The following is a 17,398-nucleotide window of genomic DNA, read 5'->3' on the forward strand; positions in this document are numbered from 1 at the left end:
AGATTGAAGGAGAAGGATAGCGTATGGAAAGAAGTCGTGTCGCACGTCGTGAAGAAACAAAGACGTCAGCCAAGCAAACGAATCGGACAAAGCGTCCGAAAAAGAAAAAATCAGGTGGGTCCGGTGGTAAAGGTCCGCTTTGGAAAAAACTTCTATTAATCGCGACAGGATTATTTATCCTGATGCTGATAGCAGGGGGCGGATTTGCGGCCTATGCTGTTGCGACCGCACCGGAGCTTGATGAGTCGAAGTTACGGGATGCCCTGCCGCTAAAAATTTACGCGAGCAACAAAGAAGAAATTAAAAAGGGCGGGACGAGCCGGGAATATGTCTCGATTAAAGAAGTACCGGATGTCGTTAAAGACGCATTCATTTCGATTGAAGACCGGCGTTTCTACCAGCATAACGGAATCGATTTCCGACGGTTAGGCGGCGCCATCATTGCTAATATCACCGATGGTTTCGGTTCTGAAGGAGCTTCAACGATTACGCAACAGGTCATCAAACAATCATTTTTAAGTTCAGACAAGACCATTACTCGGAAAGTTCAGGAACAATGGTTGGCAATTCGTCTGGAGCGGGACTATACGAAAGAACAGATTCTTGAGATGTATTTGAATAAAAACTATTACGGTCAAGAATCTTACGGAATTCAGACAGCATCAAAAGCCTACTTCAACAAGACAGTCGATAAGCTGAACTATGCTGAAGCAGCGATGCTTGCAGGACTTCCGCAACGTCCGTCCGCATACGATCCGATTCAAGGAGATCCGAAGTTAACGAAATGGCGTCAGACGCAAGTCTTGAACGCGATGTTAACGACCGGCGTCATCACAGAAAAGCAACGAGATAAAGCAGTCGATCAACCGATTTCGAAATTGATCAATCCGGTACCAAAATCGAAAGACGACGCGGCTTACGACAGTGTCATCTTTGACATGGTGTCGCAAGAGTTAGAAGATGTTTTTGGTCTAGAAGGTAAAGATATTTACGGTCAAGGATTAAAAGTGTATACGTCGATCGATAAGCCGATGCACGATTATATGAACGAAGCAATCAAAAAAGACCAAGTCGTCCAGTTGCCGGATTACGCGGAAGCAGCAGCGACAGCGGTCAATACACAAACAGGTGAGATTTTAGGAATCGTCGACGGGAAAAAGCCCGGTACGGGTACTGCGCGACGTAACTTTGCTAAAGAACCGCATCAACCCGGTTCATCGGCAAAACCATTTTTCGCATACGGACCAGCCATTGAAAATGAGAAATGGTCGACAGCTAAAATGCTGACGGACCAGGAAACAGAAGTAAACGGTAAAAAGATCGGTAACTATTATGACGGGTACCGGGGCACCAACACGATTCGCTACTGGCTGAAGATTTCTGCTAATACGCCTGCTATCCAGACGTTCCAACAAATTGGCGGCGATACCGTCGAAAGCTTTGCCGCTAAGTCCGGATTGGGCTTAGAAAAAGATGAATCGATTTCACCGGCGTATGCGATTGGCGGGATGAAACACGGATTCAACACGACGCAAATGGCCTCTGCCTATGCGACGCTTGGTAATGGCGGAGACTACATCAAACCGCACATCATCAAAACGATTGAATACAGTGACGGCTCAAAAATCAAATCACCGGTCAAACCGAAAAAAGCCATGGAAGATTATACGGCTTACATGCTAACCGATATGTTACGTGATGTTCTGAAACCAGGCGGAACGTTCCCGAGTGCTGCCCTTGCGTTCGACGCAGCGGGTAAAACCGGAACAACCAATGCTTATAAAGATGTTTGGTTTGCCGGTTACACATCTGACGTCTCGATCAGTGTCTGGACTGGAACAACGAAGTCGGGCAACAACAACGGTGCCGGTTTAAGCGGACCGACCAACAGTACGATGGCACAAAACATCTGGAAAGATTTTGTCACGAAAACACGTGACCGGACACCTGCTCCGTTCGAACAACCGAGTTCTGTCCTCAGTATCGGTGAGGAACTTTACGTAAAAGGGACAAAAGAGCCGGTTGTCGAAAAAAAGGCAGTACCAGCTCCGACTGGCTTACAAGCATCCTACAATGAAGACTCGGAGTCTGGTGAACTGACATGGAGTTACAACGATTCGGCACTTCGGACGAACGGCTATGACAGTGTATCGTTCGAAGTATCGATGACCGATCCCGATGGAAAGCAATCGGTACTCGGTACCAGCTCAACGAACCGGATCGGAATCAATCGACTTGATCCGGGACGGACAACATTTACAGTCGTTGCGAAAGCATCCGGAGAAAAGTCCGGTCCTGTATCAACGACGGTAACTGTGGCAGACGTTGAAGCAGATCAACCGACAACGGACGAGCCGACAACGGACGAGCCGACAACAGACGAGCCGACAACAGATGAACCGACGACGGATGAACCGACGACGGACGAACCGGCAACGGACGAACCAACGACGGATGAACCAACGACGGATGAACCGTCGACGGATGAACCAACGACGGATGAACCAACAACGGACGAGCCGACGACGGATGAACCAACGACAGATGAACCAACAACGGACGAGCCGACGACGGATGAACCAACGACAGATGAACCGGCTGCAAGTGACGGAGCATCTACTCAGTCAAACCGGGGGAATTCGTCGAACGGCAATCAAGGCCGAGGACAAGATAATGCGCCTGCCGATCAACAGTCCGAATCGGAAACACAGCAATAAATGAGTCAATGGATCAGGAGAAGAAGATAAGACCGGAGAAACGGGTGTGTTTCTTCGGTCTTGCTTCTCTTTTTTTGTATAATGGAGGTCAGGAAGGAAGTGGGGCAATGGAATCCAAACAATCACTTGTCACCTATTTAGAAGAACTAAAAGCCGATCGTTCGTTTATGGAACGTGTCACATATATGAAAACGATGGAAGCGACTGCCGGACGGTATGCACCGTTTCCAAAAGAAATGCCGGAACGGTTGCGTCAAGCGCTCGAAAACAGAGGCATTACGTCATTGTACCGCCATCAGGAGTTAGCATTTCGAACCGTCCAAAGCGGTGCTTCGACGGTGATTGTAACACCGACTGCATCAGGAAAAACCTATTGTTTTAACTTACCGATTTTATCGCATCTTTTAGCGAATCCGAATGCAAGGGCCCTGTATCTGTATCCGACGAAAGCGTTGGCCCAGGATCAAAACAGTGAATTGTTGGAACTGATTGATGAGATGGAAGCATCCATCCGTTGTTTTACCTATGACGGGGATACATCACCGACGATTCGGACAAAAGTTCGAAAAGCCGGGAATATCGTGATTACGAATCCGGATATGCTTCATTCCGGAATCCTGCCGCACCATACGAAATGGATCGAACTGTTTGAAAATCTGTCGCATATCGTCATTGACGAGCTGCATACGTATCGAGGGGTATTTGGAAGCCACGTCGCCAATGTTATCCGGCGGTTACGACGGATTTGCCGGTATTACGGCAGTGATCCGATTTTCATCATGACAAGTGCGACGATTGCCAATCCACAAGAACTGGCGGAACGGTTGACCGAAAAAAAAGTCCAATTGATTGATGACAACGGGGCTCCGACCGGCCGAAAACATTTTATCGTCTACCAACCGCCGATTGTCAATGCACAACTCGGCATACGCCGTTCGGCAACACTTGAGACGAAACAATTGGCATCACGTTTTATTAAAAAGAAGTTTCAGACGATTGTTTTTGCGAGGTCGCGTGTCCGGGTCGAAGTCTTATTAACCTATCTTCGTAGTCTCATCCGATTCGAATTAGGGCCGAAGTCGATTGAAGGCTACCGGGGCGGTTACCTGCCGAGTGAACGGCGTGATATTGAAAGACGATTGCGTAAAGGAGAAATCACGGGAATTGTTTCGACCAATGCGCTCGAGCTCGGAGTGGATATCGGGCAACTGCAGGTCTGTATCATGAACGGATACCCGGGAACGATTGCTTCGCTGTGGCAACAAGCAGGCCGGGCCGGACGCCGTCAGGATGATGCGCTCATCATTTTGGTTGCCTCATCCGGGATGCTCGATCAGTATGTTGCGGAACGTCCGGAATTGTTTCTAAATCAGTCACCGGAAGCCGCGCGACTCGATCCGGATAATCTGATCATTGCAGTCGATCATATTAAATGTGCGGCATTCGAACTGCCGTTTCGTCAGGGGGAGTCATTCGGAACACTGGAGACGGAGGACATTCTCGAGTATCTCGTCGAAGAACGTGTCTTACATCAACGTGGGGAACGGTATTACTGGATGAATGATGCGTTTCCGGCTCACGGTATTTCTTTGCGCTCGAGTGATCAGGAAAATGTCATCATCGTCGACCAAACCGAGGTTCCGAATCGGGTCATCGGCGAAATGGATACGTTCAGTGCGATGACGCTATTACACGACGAAGCCATCTATTTACATGGGGCTGACCAATACCAAGTCGAAGTACTGGATTTCGAAGAGAAAAAAGCATTCGTGCGTGCAGTCGACGTCGATTACTATACGGATGCTAATTTTTCGGTCGAACTGTCTGTTCTCGATGAGGATGACAGCTATACGAATGGAGACTTCAGTGTCGCCCGAGGGGATGTCAGTGTCCGCGGGATGGCGACGATGTTCAAGAAAATCAAGTTCGGAACACATGAAAATATCGGATCGGGTCCGATTCATCTTCCGGAAAGAGAAATTCATACGACAGGCGTCTGGTTTTCTTTACCGGAAGAAGCGTCCTCAAGCACGGAACTGGAACAAGTCATCGAAGGCGTGGCAAACAGTCTGCGTAGGGTCGCACCATTGTATTTGATGTGTGATGCAAGCGATGTCTTCGTCGTACCTCAAGTCAAAGCGACGCACACGCAAAAACCGACAATCTACCTGTATGACCGTTATCCGGGAGGGGTCGGACTTGCCGAATCCATCTACAAACAACGTGGCATCATGCTCCGGGCCGCACGGGATTCGATTGAGACCTGCCCTTGCCAGGATGGTTGTCCGGCATGTATCGGAATGATCGGCTTGGCAGATGAAAAAGAGCGGACGGTCAGAATGCTAGCTGAAATGGAGAAGGAACTATCATGAAAAATAAGTTGAGACGGATGTTGAAGACGACAGAGAATGAGCCGACAGCAAGCCCGTCAACCAATGAGGCGCAAAAGACAACAGCGGAACAAACCGCCTGGCTGGACCGAGGAGCAGACATTCTTACGTTTGAAGACGAATGGATTGTCCGGTTGGACCACCGGTATGCTCTTGAGGAAAAACATGGACACCGGTCATATGCGGAAGTATTTGAATCGTTGCAGTTGCCGCATCCGCCGCTTGCACTTGATGTCCCGCTCGAACAAGTCATTTTTTTTGATACGGAGACGACCGGCTTAAAAGGAACGGGAACAACGATTTTTTTACTGGGATTCGCCCGTTTTGAAAAAGGTCAGCTGCTGATGCGGCAGTATTTTTTACCGCACCCGCATTATGAAGCAGCACTTTATCATCATTTCCTGCATGATATCGGAGAAGATGTCCGTTTCATCACGTATAACGGAAAAAGTTTTGATTGGCCGCAGATTAAGACCCGGCACGTCTTCGTCCGGGAACGTGTTCCCCGTTTGCCGAAAGTCGGCCACCTGGATTTACTGCATGTCTGCCGGCGGATGTTCAAAGGATTGTACGATTCATTCCGTTTGACGGCGATGGAAGAACGGATTGGATTTGAACGTACCGATGATTTGCCCGGATTTCTTGCGCCGATGCATTATTTTCAATATGTCGAACACCAGAATCCGGCAATCATGGAAGGGGTGCTTGAACACCATCTGCATGACTGTCTGACTTTGGTGAGTTTGTATGACGAATGCAACCGGCTCGTGACCCATCGTCAGGAAGCACCGTCACGTGTACGTGAGAACATCGGCATCTGGTTAGCCGATTTAGGTATTCATGAACAATCGGCGGAGCATTTCGGACAGGCGGACGAATTGACGGCCGAAGGTTGGTTGCGTCAAGGGCGGTTGTATAAAAAACTGCAGCAACACGAAAAAGCCAATACTTGTTTTGAAAAAAGTGATACCTATGAAGGATTCATCGAACTGGCAAAATGGGCCGAGCACATTGCCAAACAACCATCCGTTGCTTATGATTATACTGAACGAGCCAAACGTCTATTAGAAAATCGACAGTTGTTAGCTTCGCGGCGAGAACGATTATTTGCCGAGCTAAATCATCGGAGCTTACGCCTGCAAAGGAAGTGTCGCGAATGAACGTCGTCGCAGTAACCGGATATAAACCGACAGAACTCGGGATCTTTGATCAAAAACACCCGGGAATCAACATCCTGAAAGCCGCCTACCGGGAACGGATGATCCGCCTGATTGAAGACATGGGAACAACCTGGTTCATCACCAGCGCTGCACCGGGATGTGAACTTTGGGCGTGTGAAGTCGTTTTGGAACTCAAACACGACTATCCGGAAATCCGTTTAGGTATCCTGCTTCCTTTTTTGGAACAAGAGTCAAAATGGAAAGAGCCGGTTCAAGCCCAGTATCTGGCCGTGCTGAATCAAGCGGATTTCGTGGATGCCATCAGTCAAAAACCGTATGAAAATCCATCCCAGTTCCGAAATAAAACGGAGTTCATGATTCAAAAAAGTCAAGGATTGTTATCTGTTTATGATGAAGAGCACGGCGGATCTGCCAAGTATTTAGTGGAACGTGCTAAACTAGAGATGGAACGTTCGGATTATCAATTGTTTCTGATTACGCAAGATGATTTAGCGATGATGGAGCAAGATCAGAACTACAATGAACAGTGGGAGTGAAGCATATGTATAAGCCGTTATTGACAGCAGATGATATTTACAAAAAAGAGTTCAAAACCGGATTACGTGGATATGTGATTGAAGACGTCGATGGTTATCTCGATCAAGTCATCAAGGATTATGAAGGATTCGAACGAGAAATCGAGCGGTTGACAAGAGAATTGGCAGAGGCGAAATCTTCATCATCTTCTATCGGTTTCAAACGGGATGAGCGGCGATCAGAACCAGAAGTGACAGCGCCACCTTCGAATTCGTCAAATTACGATATGTTACGCCGAATTTCTAATCTTGAAAAAGCAGTTTTCGGACGTCCTCATCAAGAAGATTAATCTTGTCTTACTTAAAAAACACGTCACTATGTAATAAAACACGGAATCTCCGGACGGAGATCCCGTGTTTTTGTGTTACGTCCGATGCAGAATCACTTCGGCTTCGGGCAACTCTTCTTTTAAGACATACAGCGCCACCCGATCGTCTAAATCTTTACTGAAGCGACGGAACAAAAATGAGGTTTTGACGCCTCGTTCCATCCGGACATGAAGTCCTGCTTGTTCGAGCCGATCGTGATCGCGTGCCAACCGTTCTCCTTTTTCACCAAACTCTTCGCCGAGCAAGACCCAACGTAAGGATTCTTTTGTACGTCGTGTAACGATGAAGAGAAAGCATAAAACAAGTACAACAATCAATAGAATTCGAATCGTGTTAAAGTCCATATAAAAACCTCACCTCATCTTTATCATACGTCCTTAACGGGCATAAAGTAAACGTTCAAGATAACGTGAGAAGGATTGAATCTTTAAACCCTGCTGGCGGTAAGCAATGTATCCGTCCGGGCGAATCAAATACAGGCCGGCTTGTTTAATCCCAAACTTTCGTGCCAGTTCGCCGCCCTGATCGACGACGCCGTCATCTTTCAGTTCCTGGTGAATCGAAACGGTTTCGAACAGGTCCGGATACGAATAGGCCAATTCTTTAAACGGCAACAGTGTCTGTTCACCGGCTTCACGCGGCAGGAACAGCAGGAGCAGGAAGTTACGATCTGCCCGTCGCAACAACAGTTCATTTTTTTTCGTGCGCGGATTGACAACTTCACTGTACGGCATCGGTTCTCCCGGACGCGGCGTCAAAAGCGGGAAATTGCCTTGTGTGACAAACAACCGCGATGATTGATAATTACTGTTGAGTTGTGCAATCCGGTTCGTGACGTAATGGTGTAACGGTGTAATCTTTAAACTGTTTCGAATGACTTTTTCCTGAAGCGGCAATAAGAAGGGAACATTGATCTGTAACAGCTCAGTCGCAAGGTTCGTAGAACGTAAAATACCGCGCGCTGCTTCGCGTCGCTCGACGCTGTACGAATCAAGTAACGGGAAACTGGCTTTAAACCGGTGGACGCACCACAGTTTCCAGGCTAAATTCATCGCATCGGCAATGCCGGTGTTCATTCCTTGTCCGCCAACCGGTGAATTGATATGCGCGGCGTCACCAATCAAATAGATCCGGTGGTGTCCAAACTTCTCGATGATTCGATTATGAACGCGGAACATGGAATACCAATGGACTTTCTTTAAAGTGAACGGCACCTTCGCCCGATTTTTTAAGAAGTCTTCGATAGCGGAATGGTCGGTCGGAACGGTACCATTCGTTAAATTACCGGTAATTCGGAAAAGATTCGACTGTAGCGGGAAGGATTCGATGACACCGTGATCAGAGAAGAAAATATGCACTTCTTCCGATGACAACGGCCAATCGACTTCAATGTCGGCCAGTGCCCAGGATTCTTTAAAAGATTTCCCGCTGAACGGGAGTCCGAGTTCACGCCGGACAAAGCTGTTGGCCCCATCTGCCCCGATGATGAAGGAAGCATCGACCGTTTCCGTGACATCATGTTTTCGAATCGATGCGGTGACGAATGTCGGAAATTGTGCGAAGCCGGTCAACTCAGTTTCACGTTCGACCGTATGACCGTCTTCTTTTAGACGTGTCTCAAGAATTCGTTCTGTTTCACTTTGCGGCAACAAGGTGACGAAAGGAAACGGTGTATTTAAATCCGTAAAGTCAAGTTTTGCCTGCCAGGCACCATTGACATATAAGTTACCTTGATTGATTTTAATGGCGTTCTCCATTAAGGCATCGGCTACACCAAGACGTGCGAACAACTCGAGTGATCGTGCCTGAATACCGATGGCTTTTGAAACGACAGATGGACCGCTTGCGCGTTCAATGATCCGAAACGTCAGTCCGTAACGCGATAAGGCAAGCGCTAATGTCAAGCCGGTCGGTCCTGCACCAATAATCAATACATCTATTTTTTTCTTCACGGATAGCCCCCCTTATTTTACTTCTTAGCCGAAACTCGCTACCATTAAACTATCGACTGGACGGCAAACCGTCTGAAAGGATGAGAGCAGTGAACGAGCAATTATTTACGACAGAACGTCTGATGAGTAACTTCAGAGAATACATGCAACAAAATGAAGCGTACATGACAAAAATCCAAGCATTAAACGCCTATTACAAGGTCGTCGCCGGATCGATTCTGGCGGATCGTATCGCCAAAAATGCCGATTTGATCGTTCGGATGCGTCATCTCGAAGAAGCGTATCAGAAAGTGGCGCAGGAAACACGATGAAAGAAATTCGATTACATGACGTCAAACGCGTGTTTGCGTCTTCTACGGAACAGCTTCCTAAAAATGCCGCAGCCGTTTTACTCCCACTAGTAGAGCGGGACGGGGAAGTGCATCTCTTATTCCAAGTACGGGCGAAGACGTTGCGTTCGCAACCGGGAGAAATTGCATTTCCCGGCGGTCGGATTGATCCCGGAGAACAGCCGAGAGCAGCGGCAGTGCGGGAAACAACGGAAGAATTGAATATTCGCGAAACTGAAATTGAAATCATCGGAACATTGGAACCGCTCGTCACGCCCAATCGTTCCATCATCTATCCGTATCTCGGCATCCTGACAGCGGAGGATATTCAGCCGTCGCCGATGGAAGTCGACCATATCTTTTATGTGGCGCTTGCCGACTTGCTTGCAGCAGAACCGATTCAAGGTGAAATGGAGTGGCGGATTCGTCCCGGTAAAACCGTTCCAACGGATCGTCTGGCGAACCGGGATGCATATGTCGACCGGACATATAAAACAGTCGAACATTTTTACGAACATGAAGAGTATTTGATTTGGGGACTGACTGCGAAGATTTTACGGCAGATGTTACGTACCTTGACGCAATACTAGCTTTTTCACAGGTTCTTTTATATGATTAAGACTATCTGAACGTGTCAGGAGATGAAGAAGATGGAAGAAGAAGAGTTATTTGATTATATCGTCGGTGATATGGTAAAAACAAAAGAAGGTTGGGTGGCGGAAGTCACGGCTGTATTAACAAATACGGTAGTAGGCGATCTCTCGCATACAAAAAACTTCGAATCTCTTGGGTTTGAATTTGAGAAACAAGTTTTAATCAAATCAGAGATTGAATTATTAGAGCGTAAGACAAAATAAACAGTAAACCGGACAGAATCTTCTGCCGGTTTTTTTGTGTCTTCCAATCGTGTAAAGCAGGTTTCAGAACGGTTAAATCAGGGAAATTTTACAAAGATAATAAAGAATAGACTTGACTACATTAAGGTGCTGGAGGGATCGTACGTGATTGAATTTAAAGCAGTTGGAAAAACATATCCAGATGGAACGAAAGCGGTCCGCGATTTAAACTTTACAGTCGATCAGGGGGAAATCTTTTGTCTGATCGGTCCGTCCGGTTGCGGGAAAACGACGACGATGAAAATGGTCAATCGATTGATTGATCATACGGAAGGGCAAATTTGGATCAACGGTCAACCGATCATGTCAATCAATGAACACGAGTTGCGTCGTCAAATTGGTTACGTCCTTCAGCAAATCGCCTTATTTCCGCATATGACGATTGAAGAAAACGTAAGTGTCGTTCCGCATTTATTGAAGTGGGACAAAAAGAAGGTCGAAGAACGTGTCCATAACCTCTTCCAGTTAACCGGTTTAAATGAGAATTTAAGAAAAAAATATCCGGGGGAACTTTCGGGCGGCCAGCAACAGCGGGTGGGTGTCATGCGGGCTTTGGCGGCAGAACAAGACGTCATCTTAATGGATGAACCGTTCTCAGCCCTTGATCCGATTTCAAGAGACCAATTACAAAACGATTTGTTGCGCTTAAACGCAGAACTCGGGAAAACCATTTTATTCGTCACCCATGACATGAATGAAGCGTTAAAGCTCGGCAGCCGGATCTGTTTAATGAATGACGGCGAGATTGTTTTGATTGGGACAAAAGAAGAGATTTTGGCCAGCAAAGATGAATTTGTTCAAGAATTCATGGGTCAAGTCAGGGGGACTGTCCAATGACAGGATTGTTTGAGACGTACCAAGACCGAAAGACGGAATTGTTGCAGGCGTTGATTGAACATATTCAACTGTCTGTTTTATCACTGGTGATTGCCTGTGTGATTGCCATTCCCCTCGGTATCTATCTGTCGCGCCACAAAAAGTTCAGTGAATGGTCGATCGGGGTCACTTCAGTCATCCAAACGATTCCTTCACTCGCGTTACTCGGTCTGATGATTCCGCTCGTCGGCATCGGGACAGTCCCATCCGTCATCGCTCTTGTTTTATATGCCCTTCTTCCAATCGTCCGAAATACGTATACGGGCTTAGCGGAAGTAGACCCTTCACTGAAGGAAGCAGCGCGGGCTTGCGGGATGACACCGATGCAGAGTTTGATGAAAGTTGAGCTTCCGCTTGCCTTGCCGGTCATGATGGCCGGGATTCGGACGGCGATGGTTCTGATTATCGGGACGGCTACGATTGCCGCCTTGATTGGAGCCGGCGGACTTGGTTCGATCATCCTGCTTGGGATTGACCGCAATGACAATTATTTGTTATTACTCGGTGCGATTCCTGCCGCCTTGCTCGCTCTTTTGTTTGACGGATTGTTAAGACAGACAGAAGTCGCGACTAAAAAACGTCAAACCGGTCGACTTGTGGTCGCTCTAGCCTTGATTGCAGCATTAATCATTACACCATTCGCCCTCGGAAGGACGGAACAACCGGATCTGGTCGTTGCCGGTAAATTAGGGGTCGAACCAGAAATTCTAATGAATATGTATAAACTGGTCATTGAAGATCAGACGGATTTGAACGTTCAAGTCAAACCGAACTTCGGGAAGACGACATTCGTCTATAAAGCCTTACAGTCCGGTGATATTGATTTGTATCCGGAATTCACGGGCACAGTGCTTGCCAGTCTGACGAACGAAAAGCCGGTCTCGAACGATAAACAAGCTGTTTTTGAGCAGGCACGCGATGGTCTTGCTAAACAAAAGCTGGCACTGTTGCCTCCGATGAACTATAACAACACCTATGCTGTCGCCGTTCCGAAAAAGGTGGCAGACCAATATCAATTAAAGACGATTTCCGATTTACAGCAAGTAGCGGATCAATTAAAAGCCGGATTTACATTAGAGTTTAAAGATCGGCAAGACGGCTATAAAGGAATTCAAGAAAAATACGGTGTCAATTTCAAAGAAGTGGTGACGATGGAACCGAAACTACGTTATAAAGCCGTCCAGTCGGGTGATATTCAAGTCATCGATGCGTATTCGACCGATCCGGAAATCGCCAAATATAACATGGTTGTGTTAGAGGATGATCAGCAACTATTCCCGCCTTATGAGGGGGCTCCTCTTCTTCGACAAGAGACGTTAGACGAATATCCGGAAGTCGAACAGGCATTAAAGCAGTTGGATGGAAAAATTTCCGACAGCGAGATGTCAAAAATGAATGAAGCGGTCGCTTATGGCGGGAAAACAGCCAATCAAGTCGCACGCGACTATTTACAGAAAGAAGGAATTCTGAAATGAGATTGCTATTGATCAGTAACCCGACGGCCGGGTCCAACCGCGCCGGACTTTTACAGGATGTGATTGATCCGTTGGCAGCGATGTTTGACGAAATCGTCATTCGGCAAACTGCCAAAGTCCTTGATGCCTTACATTTTGCAGAAGAAGCGGACGGTTTTGATGCCCTCGTCGTCATCGGCGGGGACGGGACTGTTTTTGAAGTCATCAATGGAATCGCGAAACTTGAGACCCGTCCGGTTCTCGGTATCATTCCGGGTGGTACGTGTAACGACTTTGCCCGGACGCTCGGATTACCAATGGTGCCACGGTTAGCTGCCGGAATGATTGCGACCCAGCAAATCGTCGAAGTCGATCTCGGGCAGGTCAATGATACGTACTTCTTGAACTTCCTTGGTTTAGGTCTGATTGCGGAAGCTTCCATCGGAATTGATACAGAAGAAAAAGCCCGTCTCGGTAAGATGGGATATTATCTCTCAACGATTCGATCCAGTATGGAGGCAGAACCGTTTTCTTACGAGCTCAAGTTAGCGGAAGGTCAAAAAATGACGGGAGAAGCCGTGCTGATTTTAGCTGCGAACGGGGAATCACTGGGTGGCATCGGAACCAATCTGTCAGAAGGCGCTTATAACGACGGAAAACTTGATCTTGTCATCGTTGATGAAGTGAACTTGACGACAATCCGCGATGTCATCTTACAAAAAATAGGTCTGGCGACAGAACCGTCGTTTACACATATTTTGACAAGCGGCTTCACGTTAAAAACCGACTCTCCGAAAGTCATTGATACGGATGGAGAAAAAGCGATGCATTCGCCGATCGAAGTCAAAGTATTACCAGAGTTTTTGAAGATGTACAGTGGACGGATTGATGCATTAACATGAAACGAATCATCAATTAAATAAAGTGTTTTCGGATCGAAGTTCCTCATACGGACTTCGATTTTTTTTAGGATGAAACATCGTTAATTCAGTGCGAATATGCGGTTATGCTTTGACGCTTTAAAGAAAATGTTTGATAAAGGATGACTTCCTGGATGAACTTTTGTACAATGGAAAAGTATTTTTGAAAAGGAGGGTGAGCACATGAAGGGAAATGCATGGGCTTCAAAGATTGGATTTATTTTGGCGGCAGCTGGATCAGCGATCGGGCTGGGCGCAATTTGGAAGTTCCCATACACAACGGGAACAAACGGAGGCGGGGCATTTTTATTATTATTTTTGGCCTTTACGCTTTTGCTCGGATTACCGGTATTGATTGCCGAATTCTTAATCGGGCGGACGAGTGGCAAAACCGCCTTACGAGCTTTTTCAGAGCTTGGTCATAAAAAATATACGTTTATTGGTTGGCTCGGTGTTATCGCGTGTTTTCTGTTGCTCTCATTTTACAGTGTCATCGGCGGTTGGGTTCTCATCTATATCGTGCTAGGGTTTTCCGGAAATTTAACGTCGATGAATGGGGCGGACTTGGGTGAATTATTTGCGACAGTCTCCGGTTCGCCCGGTTATGCCATTACAGGACAGTTAATTTTTCTGATCATTACGTGTGTGATTGTCTTACGCGGAGTGCAGGCCGGTATTGAAAAAATGAGTAAAATCATGATGCCTTTACTTTTCCTCTGTTTCATCGTTCTTGTCGTTCGTTCGTTGACACTCGAAGGAGCAGGCGCGGGAGTCCGCTTCTTCATCGAACCTGACTTCTCGGCCCTGAACCGGACATCGGTCCTTAGTGCGTTAGGGCAAGCGTTCTTTTCTTTATCGTTAGGCGTATCAGCGATGCTGACTTATGCTTCGTACATGAAGGAACGGGGACAAATCAATCGTTCCGCGATCTGGATCGTGTCGTTGAATGTGGTCGTCTCCTTGCTTGCAGGATTCGCCATTTTCCCGGCTGTTTTCGCATCCGGTCTCGATCCGGCGGAAGGCCCTTCGTTATTGTTCATCGTCTTGCCGACGGTGTTTAGTCAAATCCAATTCGGATCGTTGTTCTTGGTCCTGTTTTTCCTCTTGTTCGCATTCGCATCGATTACTTCATCTATTGCGATGCTTGAAGTGGTGGTGTCCGCTATTACGGACCGGAAAGAAACCGCGACGTTCCGGGATAAAAAACGAAATACGATCATTGCCACGATATTAATCGGGGTAATCGGTATTCCATCCGCTCTTTCATTTGGTATGGCAGCTGACATCACATGGATGGATAAAACGGTTTTTGACTGGATGGACTTTACCGTTTCCAATCTCCTGATGCCGATTGGTGCCTTGTTGATTTCATTTTTTGCCGGATTTAAATTGGATCGCGCTCTAGTCGAACAAGAACTTGTCACAAGTCCGCTGATGAAACGGATTCTTCCGTTTTGGCGTTTCAGTATTTGTTATTTAAGTCCGCTCGCCATTTTGATTATCTTGATTTGGCCGCTGTTTGGTTCTTAAGAAAAAAATAGTGACAAGTCTAGTTAAAAGCCCGTCTGCAATGTTTTGCGGACGGACTTTTTTTGTTGCCGGTATGATGGCAGAAATCAAACTTGAGACGGATGTCACGCTCGATAGATTATGGTGAAATAAGAAATAGAGAGGACTAACATTTCTCTAAAACGGGAAACTTTTTGTTATATGATGCGTAATGGTAAGATATAAGTAACAAATAATTAAAGTGCAGACAGTGAAGACAGAATAGAAGAAACAATCAAAAGGGGTGGTGATGAGGTGAAGTCTTCTACATGGTGGATCTTTGGTTCCATCGGTCTGATGTTCGTATTTCTTCAAGTGGCGGATGCCTTGAATTTTTCCGGCATTTTTATTGCACTGGGTCTCTGGTTCATTTGGAGCGGTTATCGTGCAAAACCGGGAAAACGGTATCGGACTGAACGGAAATCAACGGAATTAAAACGAAAAAATGTGAAAAAGAAACTGTTGCTTGATGATGAAGATGAGTTTGTCGGAAGTGTCATCTTAAAACCGGAACAAGCAACGCGAAGGTTCGATGAAACGGATGATTTAGAGCTTCAGGTCTTACAGCGGACGGTCGAAGAAGGATTTGCTAAACTTCAATCCTTCGATAAAATCATTCCGGCGATCCGGGATAGTGAAGTCCGCTCTGAAATGCGGATTGTTTCCCGGGAAGCCCATGTCCTGTTTGAAGAATTGTTCACGGCGCCGCGTGAAGTCAAAAAAGTCCGTGATTTCTTTACATTTTATCTGGATTCGCTGCTCTCGATTTCAGAAAAGTTTGCGGATCTCGAACGGCGAGGAGCGCAAGTTCAACTTGACACACGGGAACAGTTGCAATCCAATCTTAAACTGATCGCCGAGAAGTTAAAACAACAGCAATCGTTGTTGTTAGAAGGCGATACAGTAGACTTAGAACGTGAATTGTTAACGATTGAAAAGGTTTTGGCACAAGAGTCAGAACAACGAAAACAGGAGGAGAGTTATAAACATGACCCATTCTGATAACAACAGTTGGCAACAATGGCCGGAAGAAGAATCAACGACACAACCGACAATTTCGGATCCGTCCGTTGACTTGAACCTTGCGGAAGCGACATCCCGTCCGGCTGCACCGGTCCGGCCGGTCGAAGACATGATCCCGAGTGACGTTCCGGCAGAACAACGCCAAAAAATTGAACGGTTGCTCCAAGTCATCGATTTAAACAAATCAGATGCCGTCATGCAGTACGGGGCACCGGTTCAACGCGAATTGTCACAGTTTTCAGATCAAGTGTTGAGTGAAGTGAAAATGAAAGACGGCGGCGATGCCGGCAAACTTTTGTCGGATTTAATGCAACGGGTCCGTCAGATGGATCCGGATACATTACAGGAAAAGAAAAGTTTCTGGTCCAATGTTCCGGTCATCGGCCGGGCGAAGAAAAAAGCAGAGACGTACTTTTTACAGTACGAAAAAATGAGTGCTTACCTGGAAGAAGTCGTTCATAATCTGGATCGTTCAAAATTCGGTTTGATGAAGGATATCACGCTGCTTGATCAGATGTATCAAAAAAATAAACGGTACTTCGAAGAACTGAACCTCTACATCGCTGCAGGGGAAACAAAGATTAAACATGTCAGAGAACATGAAATCGAACCGTTACGTATGGAAGTCGAACGGTCACAGGATCAGACGCGGATACAGGAACTCAATGACATGATTCAGCTCGCTGATCGATTTGAAAAGAAAATCCATGACTTAAAACTGTCACGGACAATTAGTTTACAAATGGCTCCACAAATTCGTGTCATTCAACAAAACAATCAGATTTTAGCGGAGAAGATTGAATCAGCGGTCGTCAATACGATTCCACTTTGGAAAAACCAAGTCGTTCTCTCGCTCAGTCTGTCGCGGCAAAAAACAGCCCTGCAGATGCAAAAAGACGTCACGAATACGACGAATCAATTGTTGGAACAAAATTCACGACTGCTCAAAGATTCATCGATCGAAATTGCAGAAGAAAACGAAAAAGGAATCGTGTCTGTTGAGTCCTTGAAAGTGGCGCACCAAAACCTGATCGAAACGTTGGATGAAACGCTTCGCATTCAACAGGACGGAAAACAAAAACGTCGTGATGCGGAACACGAGCTTGAACGAATGGAAAATGAATTGAAGCAAAAAGTCATGGAAGTGGCTTCAAAAAATCGCGAATTACCAAACCGCCCTTACTAAGGAACACATTTATGTGTTCCT

16 protein-coding genes are annotated in these 17,398 nt (G+C 46.5%); 14 read left to right on the forward strand and 2 right to left on the reverse strand.

Annotated elements, in window-relative coordinates:
• Nucleotides 1-23: 23 nt before the first annotated feature.
• The 5 genes from KNQ07_RS02375 (at nt 24) to gpsB (ending at nt 7,153) form a co-directional block, all read left to right on the forward strand.
• Nucleotides 24-2,717 (forward strand): transglycosylase domain-containing protein, encoded by a 2,694-nt coding sequence (locus tag KNQ07_RS02375; protein WP_214764408.1) that lies wholly within the window; start codon nt 24-26, stop codon nt 2,715-2,717.
• A 107-nt stretch (nt 2,718-2,824) separates the two neighbouring features.
• Entirely contained in the window at nt 2,825-5,089 is a 2,265-nt protein-coding gene (locus KNQ07_RS02380) for a DEAD/DEAH box helicase (protein ID WP_214764419.1), read from the forward strand.
• Nucleotides 5,086-6,267 (forward strand): ribonuclease H-like domain-containing protein, encoded by a 1,182-nt coding sequence (locus KNQ07_RS02385; protein ID WP_214764426.1) that lies wholly within the window; start codon nt 5,086-5,088, stop codon nt 6,265-6,267. The genes KNQ07_RS02380 and KNQ07_RS02385 overlap by 4 nt, the downstream gene beginning before the upstream one ends.
• Nucleotides 6,264-6,824, forward strand: a complete 561-nt coding sequence (locus tag KNQ07_RS02390; RefSeq protein WP_214764433.1) for an SLOG family protein — start codon at nt 6,264-6,266, stop codon at nt 6,822-6,824. The genes KNQ07_RS02385 and KNQ07_RS02390 overlap by 4 nt, the downstream gene beginning before the upstream one ends.
• 5 nt (nt 6,825-6,829) lie before the next feature.
• Complete coding sequence (gene gpsB, locus KNQ07_RS02395) at nt 6,830-7,153, forward strand: cell division regulator GpsB (RefSeq protein ID WP_214764442.1); 324 nt, start codon at nt 6,830-6,832, stop codon at nt 7,151-7,153.
• A 75-nt stretch (nt 7,154-7,228) separates the two neighbouring features.
• Here the strand turns inward: gpsB and KNQ07_RS02400 are convergent, their stop codons facing one another.
• Both KNQ07_RS02400 and KNQ07_RS02405 read right to left on the reverse strand, forming a co-directional pair.
• Entirely contained in the window at nt 7,229-7,537 is a 309-nt protein-coding gene (locus KNQ07_RS02400; protein ID WP_012370631.1) for a hypothetical protein, read from the reverse strand.
• Between the two features lie 33 nt (nt 7,538-7,570).
• Entirely contained in the window at nt 7,571-9,145 is a 1,575-nt protein-coding gene (locus KNQ07_RS02405; protein ID WP_012370630.1) for an FAD-dependent monooxygenase, read from the reverse strand.
• Nucleotides 9,146-9,225: 80 nt separating this feature from the next.
• On the opposite strand from KNQ07_RS02405, the gene yvfG reads away from it, so the two are divergent.
• The 9 genes from yvfG to KNQ07_RS02450 all read left to right on the forward strand — a co-directional run bounded on the left by yvfG (nt 9,226) and on the right by KNQ07_RS02450 (nt 17,377).
• Nucleotides 9,226-9,456: a protein YvfG gene (gene yvfG, locus KNQ07_RS02410; RefSeq protein WP_233494521.1), complete on the forward strand. Its 231-nt coding sequence runs from the start codon at nt 9,226-9,228 to the stop codon at nt 9,454-9,456.
• Complete coding sequence (locus KNQ07_RS02415; RefSeq protein WP_214764444.1) at nt 9,453-10,064, forward strand: NUDIX hydrolase; 612 nt, start codon at nt 9,453-9,455, stop codon at nt 10,062-10,064. The genes yvfG and KNQ07_RS02415 overlap by 4 nt, the downstream gene beginning before the upstream one ends.
• Nucleotides 10,065-10,124: 60 nt before the next feature.
• Nucleotides 10,125-10,331 carry a hypothetical protein gene (locus tag KNQ07_RS02420; RefSeq protein WP_012370627.1) on the forward strand — a complete coding sequence of 69 codons (207 nt, stop codon included), beginning with the start codon at nt 10,125-10,127 and terminating at the stop codon, nt 10,329-10,331.
• 144 nt (nt 10,332-10,475) lie between these two features.
• Nucleotides 10,476-11,207 carry an ABC transporter ATP-binding protein gene (locus tag KNQ07_RS02425; protein ID WP_012370626.1) on the forward strand — a complete coding sequence of 244 codons (732 nt, stop codon included), beginning with the start codon at nt 10,476-10,478 and terminating at the stop codon, nt 11,205-11,207.
• A complete protein-coding gene (locus tag KNQ07_RS02430) occupies nt 11,204-12,721 on the forward strand; it encodes an ABC transporter permease/substrate-binding protein (protein WP_214764446.1) in 1,518 nt (505 codons plus the stop codon). Before KNQ07_RS02425 ends, KNQ07_RS02430 begins: the two co-directional genes overlap by 4 nt.
• A complete protein-coding gene (locus KNQ07_RS02435) occupies nt 12,718-13,602 on the forward strand; it encodes a diacylglycerol/lipid kinase family protein (protein ID WP_012370624.1) in 885 nt (294 codons plus the stop codon). Before KNQ07_RS02430 ends, KNQ07_RS02435 begins: the two co-directional genes overlap by 4 nt.
• A 201-nt stretch (nt 13,603-13,803) precedes the next feature.
• On the forward strand, nt 13,804-15,150 hold the full coding sequence (locus tag KNQ07_RS02440; protein WP_214764453.1) for a sodium-dependent transporter: 1,347 nt from the start codon (nt 13,804-13,806) through the stop codon (nt 15,148-15,150).
• 273 nt (nt 15,151-15,423) lie between these two features.
• A complete protein-coding gene (locus KNQ07_RS02445) occupies nt 15,424-16,170 on the forward strand; it encodes a 5-bromo-4-chloroindolyl phosphate hydrolysis family protein (protein ID WP_012370622.1) in 747 nt (248 codons plus the stop codon).
• Nucleotides 16,157-17,377, forward strand: a complete 1,221-nt coding sequence (locus KNQ07_RS02450) for a toxic anion resistance protein (RefSeq protein ID WP_214764455.1) — start codon at nt 16,157-16,159, stop codon at nt 17,375-17,377. Before KNQ07_RS02445 ends, KNQ07_RS02450 begins: the two co-directional genes overlap by 14 nt.
• Nucleotides 17,378-17,398: the final 21 nt, after the last annotated feature.

This window comes from Exiguobacterium sp. s145 (assembly GCF_018618835.1).
Lineage (GTDB): Bacteria > Bacillota > Bacilli > Exiguobacteriales > Exiguobacteriaceae > Exiguobacterium_A > Exiguobacterium_A artemiae.